14 protein-coding genes are annotated in these 14,634 nt (G+C 71.3%); 10 read left to right on the top strand and 4 right to left on the bottom strand.

The window, feature by feature from the left end; all coding sequences use genetic code 11:
- Window positions 1-99 precede the first annotated feature (99 nt).
- From ACFYX4_RS09445 to ACFYX4_RS09420, 6 genes are all read left to right on the top strand, one after another.
- Window positions 100-1,386, top strand: a complete 1,287-nt coding sequence (locus tag ACFYX4_RS09445; protein ID WP_389328460.1) for a hypothetical protein — start codon at window positions 100-102, stop codon at window positions 1,384-1,386.
- A 77-nt stretch (window positions 1,387-1,463) separates the two neighbouring features.
- On the top strand, window positions 1,464-2,099 hold the full coding sequence (locus ACFYX4_RS09440) for a TlpA family protein disulfide reductase (protein WP_389328457.1): 636 nt from the start codon (window positions 1,464-1,466) through the stop codon (window positions 2,097-2,099).
- 1 nt (window position 2,100) lies between these two features.
- Window positions 2,101-2,871: a cytochrome c biogenesis CcdA family protein gene (locus ACFYX4_RS09435; RefSeq protein ID WP_389328454.1), complete on the top strand. Its 771-nt coding sequence runs from the start codon at window positions 2,101-2,103 to the stop codon at window positions 2,869-2,871.
- Between the two features lie 3 nt (window positions 2,872-2,874).
- On the top strand, window positions 2,875-4,599 hold the full coding sequence (locus tag ACFYX4_RS09430) for a cytochrome c biogenesis protein ResB (RefSeq protein WP_389328452.1): 1,725 nt from the start codon (window positions 2,875-2,877) through the stop codon (window positions 4,597-4,599).
- Entirely contained in the window at window positions 4,596-5,684 is a 1,089-nt protein-coding gene (gene ccsB, locus ACFYX4_RS09425; protein WP_389328449.1) for a c-type cytochrome biogenesis protein CcsB, read from the top strand. Before ACFYX4_RS09430 ends, ccsB begins: the two co-directional genes overlap by 4 nt.
- A gap of 64 nt (window positions 5,685-5,748) precedes the next feature.
- The gene (locus ACFYX4_RS09420) at window positions 5,749-6,162 is read left to right on the top strand and encodes an SRPBCC domain-containing protein (protein ID WP_389328446.1); all 414 of its coding nucleotides are present in this window, start codon (window positions 5,749-5,751) and stop codon (window positions 6,160-6,162) included.
- Between the two features lie 16 nt (window positions 6,163-6,178).
- Here the strand turns inward: ACFYX4_RS09420 and ACFYX4_RS09415 are convergent, their stop codons facing one another.
- The 4 genes from ACFYX4_RS09415 to ACFYX4_RS09400 all read right to left on the bottom strand — a co-directional run bounded on the left by ACFYX4_RS09415 (window position 6,179) and on the right by ACFYX4_RS09400 (window position 10,862).
- The gene (locus ACFYX4_RS09415) at window positions 6,179-7,747 is read right to left on the bottom strand and encodes a hypothetical protein (protein ID WP_389328443.1); all 1,569 of its coding nucleotides are present in this window, start codon (window positions 7,745-7,747) and stop codon (window positions 6,179-6,181) included.
- Window positions 7,747-9,939 carry a hypothetical protein gene (locus ACFYX4_RS09410; RefSeq protein ID WP_389328440.1) on the bottom strand — a complete coding sequence of 731 codons (2,193 nt, stop codon included), beginning with the start codon at window positions 9,937-9,939 and terminating at the stop codon, window positions 7,747-7,749. Before ACFYX4_RS09410 ends, ACFYX4_RS09415 begins: the two co-directional genes overlap by 1 nt.
- 144 nt (window positions 9,940-10,083) lie before the next feature.
- Window positions 10,084-10,533, bottom strand: coding sequence for a nucleoside deaminase (locus ACFYX4_RS09405; RefSeq protein WP_389328695.1), 450 nt, complete (start codon window positions 10,531-10,533; stop codon window positions 10,084-10,086).
- A 5-nt stretch (window positions 10,534-10,538) separates the two neighbouring features.
- On the bottom strand, window positions 10,539-10,862 hold the full coding sequence (locus tag ACFYX4_RS09400) for a PLD nuclease N-terminal domain-containing protein (protein ID WP_389328437.1): 324 nt from the start codon (window positions 10,860-10,862) through the stop codon (window positions 10,539-10,541).
- Window positions 10,863-10,952: 90 nt separating this feature from the next.
- Between ACFYX4_RS09400 and ACFYX4_RS09395 the strand changes: the two genes are divergently transcribed.
- The 4 genes from ACFYX4_RS09395 to ACFYX4_RS09380 all read left to right on the top strand — a co-directional run bounded on the left by ACFYX4_RS09395 (window position 10,953) and on the right by ACFYX4_RS09380 (window position 14,599).
- A complete protein-coding gene (locus ACFYX4_RS09395; RefSeq protein ID WP_389328434.1) occupies window positions 10,953-12,410 on the top strand; it encodes a menaquinone biosynthesis decarboxylase in 1,458 nt (485 codons plus the stop codon).
- Window positions 12,407-13,309, top strand: a complete 903-nt coding sequence (mqnP, locus tag ACFYX4_RS09390) for a menaquinone biosynthesis prenyltransferase MqnP (protein WP_389328431.1) — start codon at window positions 12,407-12,409, stop codon at window positions 13,307-13,309. The genes ACFYX4_RS09395 and mqnP overlap by 4 nt, the downstream gene beginning before the upstream one ends.
- 100 nt (window positions 13,310-13,409) lie before the next feature.
- Window positions 13,410-14,078: a UbiX family flavin prenyltransferase gene (locus ACFYX4_RS09385; RefSeq protein WP_389328692.1), complete on the top strand. Its 669-nt coding sequence runs from the start codon at window positions 13,410-13,412 to the stop codon at window positions 14,076-14,078.
- Between the two features lie 65 nt (window positions 14,079-14,143).
- A complete protein-coding gene (locus ACFYX4_RS09380; protein WP_073494711.1) occupies window positions 14,144-14,599 on the top strand; it encodes an Lrp/AsnC family transcriptional regulator in 456 nt (151 codons plus the stop codon).
- The last annotated feature ends 35 nt before the right edge of the window (window positions 14,600-14,634 follow it).

The raw sequence follows: 14,634 nt of genomic DNA, 5'->3' as shown, positions 1-14,634 counted from the left end.
CGGCCTTCGTTACCAAACCCGCACGAATCAGCGGAACCTCCCCGTTCGCCGCGTCCTCTGACTGGGTGACCACCAGAGAACGTGACGAACGGGGATGCCATGCGCACTCTCAGCCGCAGGGGAGCGATCGGGCTCGGAGCCGGGACCCTGGCCGCCGCCGGACTCACCGGATGCGCCGACCACTCCACCCCCTCAGAGGGGCCGAAGCAGCCCTCCGGTTCCGGGAAGAATCGTTCCGGCTCCCCGCAGCCCAGCCCCACGGTCACCGCCCGCCCGCTCGGTGACGGCTCCACCTCCTTCACCGGCAAGCAGCCCCACCAGCCCGCCGCCCCCCGGCCGCTGGAACCCGGCCAGGAACCGCCGCAGTTCGTCGTCTTCTCCTGGGACGGCGCCGGCGAGGTCGGCAACGGGCTCTTCCCGCGCTTCCTCGACCTCGCCAAGGAGCACGGCGCGGCCATGACCTTCTTCCTCTCCGGGCTCTATCTGCTGCCCGAGTCGAAGAAGCGCCTCTACGACCCGCCGAACAACCCCCGCGGCGCGTCCGACATCGGCTACCTCACCGACGATCACATCAAGGACACCCTGAAGGGCCTGCGCCGCGCCTGGCTCGAAGGGCACGAGATAGGCACCCACTTCAACGGCCACTTCTGCGGCGAGGGCCGCGGCTCCGTCGGCAACTGGACATCCAAGCAGTGGCGCGACGAGATAGACCAGGCCAAGTCCTTCGTGAAGGAGTGGCGGACCAACTCCGGCTGGACCGACCTGCCCGCGCTGCCCTTCGACTACGACAAGGAACTCGTCGGCGGCCGCACCCCCTGCCTCCTCGGCCAGGACAACCTGCTGCCCACCGCCCGCGCCCTCGGCTGGCGCTACGACGCCTCCTCGCCCGGCGGCCGTCAGGTCTGGCCCACCAAGAAGCAGGGCATATGGGACCTGCCGTTGCAGCAGATACCCTTCCCCGGCCGGGGTTTCGAGGTCCTCTCGATGGACTACAACATGCTCGCCAACCAGTCGATCAACTCGACCAAGGCGCCCAGTCACAACTACCCGCGCTGGCGGGAGCAGGCCGCACAGGCGTACATCCAGGGATTCAAGCGGGCATTCGAGACGAACCGCGCGCCCTTCTTCGTCGGCAACCACTTCGAGCAGTGGAACGGCGGCATCTACATGGACGCCGTCGAGGAGGCGTTCAAGCACATGGCCCGGGAGAAGGAGAAGGGCGCGGACGTGCGCCTCGTCTCCTTCCGGCAGTTCGTCGACTGGCTCGACGTGCAGACGCCGCAGACCCTGGCCAAGCTGCGGACGCTGGAGGTCGGACAGCGGCCGGCCGGCGGCTGGCGGACCTTCCTGTCCGCGCCCTCCAAGGGAACCGGATCCGCCGCCTGAAATGCAGGTTTCCCCCCACAAGGCCACCATGAGGGGGGTGCGCAAGATCCCCAGAACGGGCATGCGAAACTTTTCACATGAGTGCCGCCTGCCGCGCCCCCCAGAGCCCGAGGAACCGCGCCCGGATCCGCTCGCGCCGCGCCGCCGTGACCGCCGCCGGCGCCGCCGTCGCGGCGCTGCTCGTCTCCGCGTGCACCTCCTCAGGCACTTCCGGCGGGGGCGGCGACACCAACTTCGTCATGGGCGAGGACGGCATCGCGACCGCGGAGAAGGGGGAGCGGGCCGAGGCCCCGGACCTCTCCGGCAAGACGGTCGACGGCGGGCAGCTCGCCGTCTCCTCCTTCAAGGGCAAGGTCGTCGTCCTGAACGTGTGGGGCTCCTGGTGCGCCCCCTGCCGCGCCGAAGCGCCCAACTTCGAGAAGGTCTACACCGACCTCAAGGGCAAGGGCGTGCAGTTCGTCGGCATCAACACCCGTGACAACGAACGCGACAACGCCCTCCGCTTCGAGGAGCAGCAGGGCGTCACCTACCCGAGCCTGTACGACCCGACCGGCAAGCTGATGCTCCGCTTCGAGAAGGGCACGCTCAACCCGCAGGCGATCCCCTCCACCCTCGTCATCGACCGGGAAGGGAAGATCGCGGCCCGCTCGCTCGCCGCGCTCAGCGAGGAGAAGCTGCGGAGCATGATCGACCCGGTCCTCGCGGAGAAGTGACGTGAGCGCGGTCACGACCCTCGCCGAGACGGGCTACAACGGCACGGTGCTCAACGGCGCTCTGCTCGTCGCCCTTCCCATCGCGCTCCTCGGCGGCCTGGTCTCCTTCTTCTCCCCCTGCGTCCTGCCCCTGGTCCCCGGCTACCTCTCCTACGTCACCGGGGTCACCGGCACCGACCTCGCCGAGGCCCGGCGCGGCCGGATGGTCGCCGGCGCCTCCCTCTTCGTCCTCGGCTTCACCGTCGTCTTCGTCTCCAGCGGGGCCCTGTTCGGCTACTTCGGCGAGACGCTGCTGGAGAACCAGGGCGTCCTGTCCAAGGTGCTGGGCGTGCTCATGATCCTCATGGGCGTGTTCTTCATGGGCCTGATGCCCTGGCTGACCCAGCGGGAGTTCCGCTTCCACAGGAGGCCCGCCGCCGGGCTGGCCGGCGCGCCGCTCCTCGGCGCGCTGTTCGGCATCGGCTGGACCCCCTGCATCGGGCCCACCCTCGCCTCCGTCCTCGCCCTGTCCTCGCAGCAGTCGAGCGCCGGCCGCGGTGCCATACTGACCGTCGCCTACTGCCTCGGCCTCGGCGTGCCCTTCGTGCTCGCCGCGGTCGCCTTCCGCAAGGCGCTCGGCGCCTTCGGCTGGGTCAAGCGCCACTATGTCTGGGTGATGCGGATCGGCGGCACGATGATGATCGTGACCGGTCTGCTGCTGCTGACCGGCGCCTGGGACAGTCTCGTGCAGGACATGCAGTCCTGGTCCACCGGCTTCACTGTGGGGATCTGATCCATGAGCAAGACGACCGTCGGCGAGCAGACCCCGGCCGCCCCCGACGACCCGGACCTCGGCGCGGCCGGCTCCCAGCTGTCCACCGCCCCGGCCGAGACGCTCACCGGCGTCCCCGGGATCGGTCTCGTCGGCTGGGCCCGCTGGTTCTGGCGGCAGCTGACCTCCATGCGGGTCGCCCTGCTGCTCCTGCTGCTGCTCGCGCTCGGCGCGATCCCCGGCTCGCTGATCCCGCAGTCCGGCACCGACGCCACCAAGGTCGCCGCCTTCCAGAAGGACAACCCGACCCTCGCCTCGGTCTACGACACGCTGGGCCTGTTCCACGTCTACAGCTCGGTGTGGTTCTCCGCGATCTACCTGCTGCTGTTCGTCTCCCTCATCGGCTGCATCGTGCCCCGCACCTGGCAGTTCGTCGGCCAGCTGCGCGGCCGGCCCCCGGGCGCGCCCAAGCGGCTGACCCGGCTGCCCGCCCACACCACCTGGCGCACCGAGGCCGCTCCGGAGCAGGTCCGCGAGGCGGCGCTCGCGCTGCTGAAGAAGCGCCGCTTCCGCGCCCATCTCGCCGGTGACGCGGTCGCCGCCGAGAAGGGCTATCTGCGCGAGGTCGGCAACCTCGCCTTCCACATCGCGCTCATCGTGATGCTGGTCGCCTTCGCCTGGGGCCAGCTGTTCAAGATGGAGGGCAACAAACTGATCGTCGAGGGCGACGGCTTCTCCAACACCCTCACCCAGTACGACGACATCAAGTCCGGCACGCTCTTCAGCACCGACGACCTCGCGCCGTTCAGCTTCACCCTCGACGACTTCAAGGGCACCTACGAGGTCTCCGGGCCCAACAAGGGCACCCCGCGCACCTACCAGGCCTCTCTCACCTACTCCGAGGGCGCCTACGGCAAGGACCGGAAGACCGTCGTCAGGGTCAACCACCCGCTGGAGATCGGCGACTCGAAGGTCTACCTCACGGCCCACGGGTACGCCCCCCTCGTCACCGTCCGGGACGGCAAGGGCAAGGTCGTCTACCGCGACGCCGTGCCCCTGCTGCCGCTCGACTCCAACGTCACCTCCTCCGGCGTGATCAAGGTCTACGACGGTTACCGCAACGCCAAGGGCGTCAGCGAGCAGCTCGCCTTCCAGGCCTTCTTCCTGCCGAGCTACGCCAAGGGCAACGAGCTGTCCTCCGTGTTCCCGGCGCTGCTGAACCCGGTGCTGAACCTCCAGCCGTACCACGGCGACCTGGGCGTCGACTCGGGCATCCCGCAGAGCGTGTACCAGCTCGACAAGACGCACATGAAGGCGTTCAAGGACGTCAAGGACCTCGACGTGCGGGAGAACCTCAAGCCCGGCGAGACCATGACGCTTCCGGGCGGCGCGGGCTCGATCACCTACGAGGGCACCCAGGAGTGGGCGAACTTCCAGATCACCCAGCAGCCCGGCAGCGGCTGGGCGCTGGGCGGCGCGATGGCCGCGATCTTCGGTCTGGCCGCGTCCCTGTTCATCCAGCGCCGCCGGGTGTGGGTGCGCGCGGTGCGCGGCGCCGACGGGGTGACGGTCGTCGAGATGGCCGGCCTCGGCCGCAGCGAGTCCGCCAGGCTCCCGGAGGAGCTGGGCGACCTCGCCGGCATCCTCTACGACCAGGCTCCGGGCGCGCCCGACCCGGACGACGACCCCGACGACCCCTCGAAAACCCCCGACCCCCACGTCGTACCTGCCGAAGGGGCTGAGAAGTGACTCTCGCCGCCGCCACCAACGAGAACCTCGCGAACATCAGCAACACGCTGATCTACTCCGCGATGGCCGTCTACACCCTGGCCTTCTTCGCGTACATCGCCGAATGGCTCTTCGGCAGCCGCAGCAAGGTCGGCCGGACGGCCGCCGCGCTCACCGCCGGCGCGAAGGCCGACGCCAAGGCCAAGGGTCCGGCCGTCACCGTGCAGAAGGCCGGCGGCACCGCCGTGCTGGAGCGGCCGAAGGTCGTCGTGCGGTCCGCGTCCGGCGCGCGTGACGTGCCCGACGGGCCGGGCGCGCACGGCGGGGACGAGCAGGGCGACCTCTACGGCCGGATCGCGGTCTCCCTCACGGTGCTCGCCTTCCTGGTCGAGTTCGGCGGGGTGCTCACCCGGGCCCTGTCGGTGCAGCGGGCCCCCTGGGGCAACATGTACGAGTTCAACATCACCTTCTCCACGGTGGCCGTCGGCGTGTACCTCACGCTGCTGGCGCTGCGGAAGAACGTGCGCTGGCTCGGCCTGTTCCTGATCACCACGGTCCTGCTGGACCTGGGCCTCGCCGTCACCGTCCTCTACACGGCGAGCGACCAGCTGGTCCCGGCCCTGCACTCGTACTGGCTGTACATCCACGTCTCCACCGCGATCTTCTGCGGCGCGGTGTTCTACGTCGGCGCGGTCGCCACGATCCTGTACCTGTTCAAGGACGCCTACGAGAACAAACTCGCGAGCGGCGGCAAGCCGGGCAAGTTCGCGAACTCGGTCCTGGACCGGCTGCCGGCCGCGGCCTCCCTGGACAAGTTCTCCTACCGCGTCAACGCGGCCGTGTTCCCGCTGTGGACGTTCACGATCATCGCGGGCGCGATCTGGGCGGGCGACGCCTGGGGCCGCTACTGGGGCTGGGACCCGAAGGAGACCTGGTCCTTCATCACCTGGGTCGCCTACGCCTGCTACCTCCACGCCCGCGCCACCGCCGGCTGGAAGGGCCGCAAGGCCGCCTACCTGGCCCTGATCGCCTTCGGCTGCTGGCTGTTCAACTACTACGGCGTCAACATCTTCGTCAGCGGAAAGCACTCCTACTCGGGCGTCTGACACCCGGGCCCCGAGCGCGCCCCCAAGGGGTGCGCGAGCCCCTCGCACGGGTCAGGCTGGTGTCATGAGCGGTTCGATCGAGCAGGGGATCAGCCAGACCCACGGCGACACCCGCATCCTGCACTTCCTGGTGCGGCTTCCGCGGTCCATGGAGGCGGTCTGGCCGGCCTTCACCACTCCGGAGGGGCTCGCGGAGTGGTTCGGGCCCGTCGACGTGCTCGAACCGCGGTACGGGGGCGTGATCGGACTGCCCGGCCTGGGCGGCGGGCAGGTCACCGCGTGGGACGTGGACCGGGTCGCCGAGTACACGGTGGAGGGCGGCGGCCGGATGCGGTTCCACCTGGAGCGGGACGGGGAGCGCGGGTGCGCGCTGCGGTTCACCCATGAGTTCCAGGGCGGGGGCGAGGGAGCAGGCGGGAGCGAGCCTCAGTGGAGGGCTCGCTTCGAACGCCTGATCGAGCATGTGGGGCAGGGCTGACGGGGGCGGAGCACGGCTAGGACGGCGGCAGGCACTCCTTCGCCGGCGGCCTTCCCTCCGGCCAGGCGATGCGGACGAAGCGGGAGGCGCCCTGCGGGGTGAGCTCCACGATCGGGACCGCCTTGTCGTACGGATTGCCGTGTACGTCCAGACAGATCCAGCCGCTCGCCCCGCTCACCCGCAGCGAGCCCTTGACCTGCGGCCATTGCAGGCCGACGTCGGCGAGGGAGGGGACCGTCCCGCCGGCCGGGGTGGCCTCGCGGATGCCGTGGACGGCCAGCCGCAGCGCGTCGTACGCGATGATCAGCTGGCCGTCCTCAAGGGCCGTGCTCCCGATGGGCCCGACCGGCGCACGGGTGCTGCGGGCCAGCAGCGAGGTCAGCGCCGCCGCGTCCCGCGCCGAGCCGCCGGTCGCCGGGGCGCCCTTCGTCCAGGCGTCCGGGTGGGCGAGCGCGGTGTAGCGGACGGAGAGGTTGCGGGTGAGGGCGGTGCGGTCCAGCTCGGGGTCGCCGGTCAGATAGGAGCCCTCGTCGCCGGTGAGCAGCGTGAACCCGCGGTCCTGGCAGCCGCGCGCGCCGAGCGCGTTGATGAACTGCCGCAGCTGGATGTGGCGGCCGGCGAAGAGGATGGTGTCGGTCCCCGGCGAGGTGTCGCACACCAGGTGGGTGATCTGCCGGAAGGTGTTCGCGGTCGTGCCCTCCTGACTGCGGTCGGCGGGCGGCGTGAACGGCTGCGGCTCGTACGGCGAGCCCTCGATCAGCGCGGCGAACGACGCCTGGAGCGTCCGCGTGTACGGGTCGCCCGGCTTGTCGTACACCAGCAGCGCCCGCCCCGCGGTGACCTTCGCGAACGAGGCCAGGGCGCGGGCCTCGTCGGTGTTGGTGGGGGAGACCCGGGCGAGCCCCGGGAACGGGTCCTGGCCGCTCCCGCCGTTGGCGAGGTCGTCGGCGGTGATGGACGCGCCGATGACCGGGATGCCCCGCCGGGTCAGCTCCGCTACGGCCTTCTTGTTGTTTTCGGTGCTGGTGCCGACCCCGGCGACCGCGCGCAGCCGCTCCGGGCCCTTCGTCATCCGCTCCAGCTGGTCCACCAGCCGCTCCCAATGCGCGCTGGTCGCACCCGGGTTGGCGAGCACCAGCCGGATCGCCGGGGCCTGCCCGTTGGAGGTGTGGTTGGCCTCCCACTGGGCCAGATACGCGCCCTGCACCTCGTGCAGGATGTCGCCGATGGTGGAGGGCGTGGTTGCGGTGTACGGCAGCATCAGCGCGACGGTGACGTAACTCCCCTCCTTCAGAGAGTCGTTCTCCCGGTCGATCGCCCGCGCCGCCTCCCGGTAGCGGGGCCGCCCGAAGTCGTACGCGGTCGAGGTCACGCCCACGCACTCGTCGCTGCCCTCGGGCCGGGACACGCCCGGCGCGCACGAGCGGTCCTCCTGGGTGAACGCCCGCACCGCGAAGACCAGTCCGGCCACCAGGGCCGCCGTGACCAGCACCGCGACATAGCGGTAGAGGCGGATCTCCCAGACCTCCCGCAGCCACCGCACAAAAGCACCCGAAGCACCCGGACCACCCGGAGCACCTGCCATCACGCCTCCCCCTCTCCGTCGTCGGAACCGTCGTCCGCCGGGGTGCGCAGGGGGCGGCCCGCGAGCGCGTCCCGGCGCCAGGCCCGGGACGCCGCGAACAGCAGCGCGCCCCCGGCGGGCCGCAGGTCGGACAGTTGCAGCAGTTCGAACCGCAGCCGGTCGCACACCGCCGGCTCGGGCGGCACCAGCGGGTCGGTCACCTGCCACACCGCGTGCAGCAGCCGCCGCACCCGCAGGTGGAGCGGCCCGTCCACCCCCTCCGGCGGCGGCTCGGAGCCGTCCGTGCGGCCCAGGGCGATCGCGGCGCGGCGGTCGTCGTCGTGGGCGGGGAAGCAGGGCGCGGAGCCGAGGAAGGCGAGGGTGTCCAGCCAGGCGCGGGTGTCGATCGTGGGGAAGGCGTCGCGCAGATGGGCCACCGCGCCGCTCGTGTCGCCGAGGGCCAGCTCGTGGTAGAGCCGGTAGCGGGCGTGAGCGGGTCCCCTGCCCGCCGCGCCGTCCCCGCCGTCCCCGCCTCCGCCTCCGCCTCCGCCGCCTCCGCCGCCTCCGCCTGCGCCGTTCCCGCCGTCCCCGGAGTCGCGCGTGTAGTGCCGGATCAGCGTCTCGTGGACCTCGCGCCACTTGGCCCGGTCGGCGTTGCGGTGGTGCAGCCGGAGCAGCAGCAGGGTGCGGACGAAGGGGTCGCCGACGAAGTGGCCCGGCTCGGCGGCGAGTCCCTCCCCGGCGAGCCGTACACGCAGGGACCGTACGCCCGACGGGCCGAAGTCGTCGGCGAGTTGGGACGCCGCGAGGGCCACGGCGGAGTCGTGGTCGTGGGCGGCGGCGAGGACCGTCAGCTCGTCGAGGCGGTCGGCGGGGACCAGGCGGGTGAGCAACTCGGTGCAGGCGGGGCGGCCGTCGTCGGCCTGGTCCTCGGTGAGTTTGATCCTCGCGGTGAGCAGCCGGCCCAAGGACGCGGCCCGGTCGGGGTGTTGGCGTGCGGCCTCGGCGACGAGCAGGATGCCGAGCGGGTTGCCGCCGGTCAACCGGTGCACGGCGTGCGGGAGTCGGGGCGGGATCGGGACGTCGTCGCAGACCGCGCCGACCATGTGCAGGGTGTCGTCCGGGGACAGCGGCGGCAGCGGCACCAGCAGCGCCCGCGAGGACGGCGAGGGGCCCGGCTCCCATCCGCTCGCGCGGGCGACCTCGGCGAGCTCACGCCGTACGGCGTCCCGCAGCGCGGGATGGCCCGTGCCGCGTACGGTCGCCGCCCACAGCACCTGGTCGGCGACGCCGTCGGCCCGGTCCCGCAGCACGGCGTCCAGCAGCCCCGGTCCCGGTCCGCCGCGCGCGTTGTCCAGCAGGACCATCGGCCGGCCGAGCCGCCGCAGATGGGAGTTGAGCCCCGCGTACGCCTCCGTGAGGTCGGCGAGGAGCGCCCGCACCAGCCAGCGTTCGGCGTGCTCGCGGGAGGCGCCGCCGGCCCGGAAGTTCCCCGCGAGCAGCAGCAGTCCGCGCTTGGCGTTGCCGCCGGCGTTCGGGTAGGCGCGGTACCAGGCGGCCGGCTTCTGCTCCTTGCGGGAGGTGACGCCCTCCGACAGCGCCTCCAGCGTCGCCTCGATCGCCGCCGCCACGAACGCCCCCTGCCCGCTCGCCGTCGACGCCACCTGCACCGCGACCCGGGCCGCCCACCGCCCGGCGAGGCCGAACCGGGAGGCGCGCTCGTTCAGCAGCAGGATCCGGGTCAGCTCCCGCCGGATGCGGTCCGAGTCGCCGCGTCCGCTCCAGTCGCTGGCCCGCACCGCGACCAGGCCCGCCGTCAGACGCGGGAAGGTGAGCTGTCCGGCCGCCTTCACCGGCTCGGTGAGCTGCTCGGCGAGCACCAGCAGCGCCTGCCAGACGGGCGACCAGGACTCGGGGCTCTCCTCGTGCGGCGGGCGGGCGAACTGCTCGTCCTCGCAGTCGATCAGCGCGACCGGGGTCCGTTTGCGGGACTCGCCGCCGCGCAGCCGTTCCGTGTAGGCGTCGAGCAACTCGGCGAGCACCGCGCTCTTGCCGGACCCGCGCCCGCCGGCCAGCACCAACAGGGGCGGCCCGGCGGGGTGTTCGACCCGCTCCGCGTGATGCTCGTACGGCCGCAGCCCGACCAGCCGCGGCACGAGCCCGGCCGGCTCGACGTCGAAGAGCGCCCCCCGCCCGTGCAACCGTCTGTGCACCGCACCTCCCCCGTGGCCGGCCTACAACGCCAGGGTAAAGAGGGTGAGTTGATGTGTGCCAGATCGCGTGATGTCCGTTGGGTCACGAAAGTTCAGCGGACGGTGACCGAAGCCGCTTCCGCGAGGTGGTCCGCCGGACGGGCCCTACGCCCCGATGTCCTCGTTCCACAGGGCGGGCTCGTCCCGGATGAACTCGCGCATCATGCCGACGCAGCCGGGGTCGTCGAGCAGGACGATCTCCACGCCGTGCTCGGCCAGCCAGTCGTGGCCGCCGTGGAAGGTGACGGCCTCTCCGACGACCACCCGTGAGATGCCGAACTGCCGGACGAGACCGGAGCAGTACCAGCACGGCGAGAGCGTCGTCACCATGGTCGTGCCCCGGTAGGACCGCTGCCGTCCCGCCGCCCGGAACGCGGACGTCTCGGCGTGCGTCGAGGGATCGCCGTCCTGGACCCGGCGATTGCGGCCGCGCCCCAGCAGGACGCCGTCGGCCCCGTACAGCGCGGCCCCCACGGGGACCCCGCCCTCGGCGAGCCCGGCCCGCGCCTCCGCCACGGCCTCACCGAGCCACGCGCGCGCCGTCGCCTCGTGCAGGGGGATCACCCGGGCTGGTCCCCCTCGTCCTTCTTGCGCTTCTTCTCTTCCTCGTCCAGCGACTTCAGGAACTCCGGGTCGTCGTCGGGGGCCACCCACCGGCGGGTCGGCCGGCCGCCGCGGACGCCGGACCAGCCCTGCGCGGCGGGGCTGCGCTTCTTGCCGGCGATCAGCCAGGAGAGGGAGCCGACGAGCGGGAAGAGCAGGACGAGGATCGCCCACAGCGGCTTCGGCATGTGGCGGATGTCGTCGTCCTTCGTGCTGATGCAGTCGATGAACGCGTACACGCTCAACGCCAGCGGCACCAGGAACATCAGGACCCGGAGCATCGGGGGGCCTCTCAGAACTGTCGTCGTGCGGGGCCGCAGCGAGGGCCCCAGGTACTGGGCCAGGGTAGCCGCTCGGACATACTTGACCCCATGGCTTACGACGATCTTCGCTCCCTGCTCAGGGCCCTGGAACGCGAGGGCGACCTCAAGCGCGTCAAGGCCGAGGTCGATCCGTATCTGGAGGTCGGGGAGATCGTCGACCGGGTCCAGAAGTCGGGCGGGCCCGCGCTGCTCTTCGAGAACGTGAAGGGCTCGGCGATGCCCCTCGCGATGAACGTCTTCGGCACCGACCGCCGCCTCCTGAAGGCCCTCGGGCTCACCTCGTACGCGGAGATCTCCGAGAAGATCGGCGGCCTGCTCAAGCCCGAGCTGCCGCACGGCTTCGTCGGCGTCCGGGAGGCCTTCGGCAAGCTCGGCGCGATGGCGCACGTCCCGCCGAAGAAGGTGAAGGAGAAGGACGCCCCCGTGCAGGAGGTCGTCCTGCGCGGCGACGACGTCGACCTGGAGGCGCTGCCCGCGCTCTTCACCTGGCCCCAGGACGGCGGCTCCTTCTTCAACCTGGGCCTGACCCACACCAAGGACCCGGAGAGCGGGATCCGCAATCTCGGCCTGTACCGCCTCCAGCGCCACGACAAGCGCACGATCGGCATGCACTGGCAGATCCACAAGGACAGCCGCAACCACTACCAGGTCGCGGCCCGCCGGGGCGAGCGCCTCCCCGTCGCCATCGCCTTCGGCTGCCCGCCCGCCGTCACCTACGCCTCCACCGCCCCGCTCCCCGGCGACATCGACGAGTACCTCTTCGCCGGGTTCCTCGCGGGCAAGCGGATCGAGATGGTCGACTGCAAGACGGTCCCGCTCCAGGTGCCGGCGCAGGCGGAGGTCGTCCTCGAAGGCTGGCTGGAGCCCGGCGAGATGCTCCCGGAGGGCCCCTTCGGCGACCACACCGGGTTCTACACCCCGCAGGAGCCGTTCCCGGCGCTCACCATCGACTGCGTCACCATGCGCCGCCGTCCGCTGCTCCAGTCGATCGTCGTCGGCCGCCCCCCGACGGAGGACGGGCCGCTGGGCCGGGCGACGGAACGCTTCTTCCTCCCGCTCCTGAAGATCATCGTCCCGGACATCGTGGACTACCACCTGCCCGAGGCCGGCGGCTTCCACAACTGCGCGATCGTCTCGATCGACAAGAAGTACCCGAAGCACGCGCAGAAGGTCATGCACGCGATCTGGGGCGCGCACATGATGTCGCTGACGAAGCTGATCGTGGTCGTGGACTCCGACTGCGACGTCCACGACCTGCACGAGGTCGCCTGGCGCGCCCTCGGCAACACGGACTACGCCCGCGACCTGTCCCTCGTCGAGGGCCCGGTCGACCATCTCGACCACGCCTCCTACCAGCAGTTCTGGGGCGGCAAGGCGGGCATCGACGCGACGAAGAAGTGGCCCGAGGAGGGCTACACCCGCGACGGCGGCTGGCCGGACATGGTCCTGCCGGACCCGGCCACGGCCGAACGGGTGACCCGGCGTTGGAAGGAATACGGACTGTGAGCAGCGCTTCCGCCGCGATTCCGCAGCCCGGCAGGGCGCGGGCCTTCCTGCGTCTGGTGATGATCGAGCACTCGGTCTTCGCGCTGCCCTTCGCCTACATCGCGGCCCTCACGGCGATGTTCCAGCTGGACCGGAACGTCCACTGGGTGCGGCTCCTCCTGGTCACCGTCTGCATGGTGGGCCTGCGCACCTTCGCGATGGCGGTCAACCGGATCATCGACCGCGAGATCGACGCGCGGAACCCGCGCACCGCGCAGCGCGAGCTCGTCACCGGCGCGATGTCGGTGAAGCACGCCTGGACGGGCGCGCTGATCGCGCTGGTGGTCTTCCTGGGCGCGGCGGCCCTGCTGAACCCGCTGTGCCTGGCGCTCGCGCCGGTCGCCGTGATCCCGATGGTCGTCTACCCCTACGGCAAGCGGTTCACGAACTTCCCGCAGGCCATCCTGGGGGTGGCCCAGGCGATGGGCCCGATCGGCGGCTGGCTGGCGATCACGGGGGAGTGGTCCTGGGACGCGGTGATCCTCGGTCTGGCGGTCGGCGTCTGGATCGGCGGCTTCGACCTGATCTACGCCTGCCAGGACGTGGAGACCGACCGGGAGATCGGCGTGAAGTCGGTCCCGGCCCGCTTCGGCGTCCCGGCGTCGATCTGGGGCGCCCGCGTCTGCCACGCGATCACCACGGCCCTGTTCGTCTGGTACGCCCTCGCCACCGACGCGGGCGCGTTCTTCTGGCTGGGCCTGCTGATCGTCGCGGGCGCGTTCGTCTACGAGCACACCATCGTCCGCCCCCACGACCTGTCCCGCGTGAACAGGGCGTTCTTCAGTGTCAACGGCTTCATCGGCATAGCTCTGTTCGTGTGCGCGCTGCTGGATCTCCTGGTGAGGGGTCTGACCGTCTGACGGGCCTTGGCCCGCCCCGCCCTCCTACGCCCCCACCGGTCCTGAACACTGACCGCCCCACCGGTACGCTCAAGGTGTGAACGCAGGAGAAACGCAGCGCGTGCCTTGGATCGTGGGGGTGTCCGGGGCGTCCGGTACGCCCTATGCCGCCGCTGTCCTGCGGGCGCTGCTCGCCGCGGGGGAGAGCGTCGACCTGGTGGTCAGCCGGGCCTCGCGGCTCACGCTGCTCGACGAGACGGGGATCTCGTTCCGGGACGCGCACTGGCGGGACGACCTGGGCGAATGGCTCGCGCGGGGGGCGGACGGCAAGCCGGACACGTTCGACGTGAGCCTGGAGGCGGTGCGTTACTGGGGCGCGGGGGACCTGGCCGCGGGGCCGTCCTCCGGGTCGTACGCGACGAAGGGGATGCTGATCGTCCCGGCCTCCACGGCGTGTGTCGCCGGGGTCGCGCTCGGGCTGTCGAAGGACCTCCTCCAGCGTGTGGCGAGCGTGACGCTGAAGGAGCGCCGGCCGCTCGTCGTCGCTGTGCGGGAGACCCCGCTGAACGGGCAGACGCTGCGGCACCTCGTCGCCCTCGACGACGCGGGCGCGAACGTCGTCCCCGCCTCGCCGGCCTTCTACGCGGGCGCCACCCACATCCAGGACCTGGTGGATTTCGTCGCCGGCCGGGTGCTGGACGCGGCGGGCGTCGAGCACCGGCTGTACCGCCGCTGGGAGGGCGAGCTGGGGCAGGCCCGCGGCGGTGGTGGCGCAACCCGCACGGCGTGAGCGGCATCTGAGCAAGTCGCAGTACCTCTCATCACTTCAGGAACTCTTTCGGAAGGCTCGATCGCATGGACGCGGTGGACAGGCAGCTCATCCAGGCCCTGAGGGAGAACGGCCGGGCCTCGTACGCGGAACTGGGGCGCCTTGTCGGCCTGTCGGGACCCAGCGTCACCGACCGCATCAACCGGCTGGAGGCGGCCGGCGTCATCACCGGCTACCGCGCCACGGTGAACGCCGCCTCGCTCGGCCTGGGCGTGACCGCCCTGATCGGCATCTCCCTCTCCGACGCGGCCGACCACGAGGACGTGGCCGCCCGGATGAAGGATCTCAGCGAGATCGAGGACTGCTGGTTCATCGCCGGCGACGACTCGTTCATGCTCAAGGTGCGGGCCAACGACGTCGACGGCCTGGAGAAGATCATCCGCCGCCTCTCGGGCACGAAGGGCGTCTCCCGGACCCGTACGACCATCGTGCTCTCCACGAAGTGGGAGAACCGGGTCGGAGAGCTGCCCGAGGAGGTGTAGGGCTCTGGGCGTACGGTTTACGGAGTTCTGTCGGC

This window comes from Streptomyces sp. NPDC002328 (assembly GCF_042890065.1).
Lineage (GTDB): Bacteria > Actinomycetota > Actinomycetes > Streptomycetales > Streptomycetaceae > Streptomyces.
The sequence above is the reverse complement of the archived record's forward strand: the minus strand, read 5'-3'. Positions and strand labels throughout refer to the sequence as shown.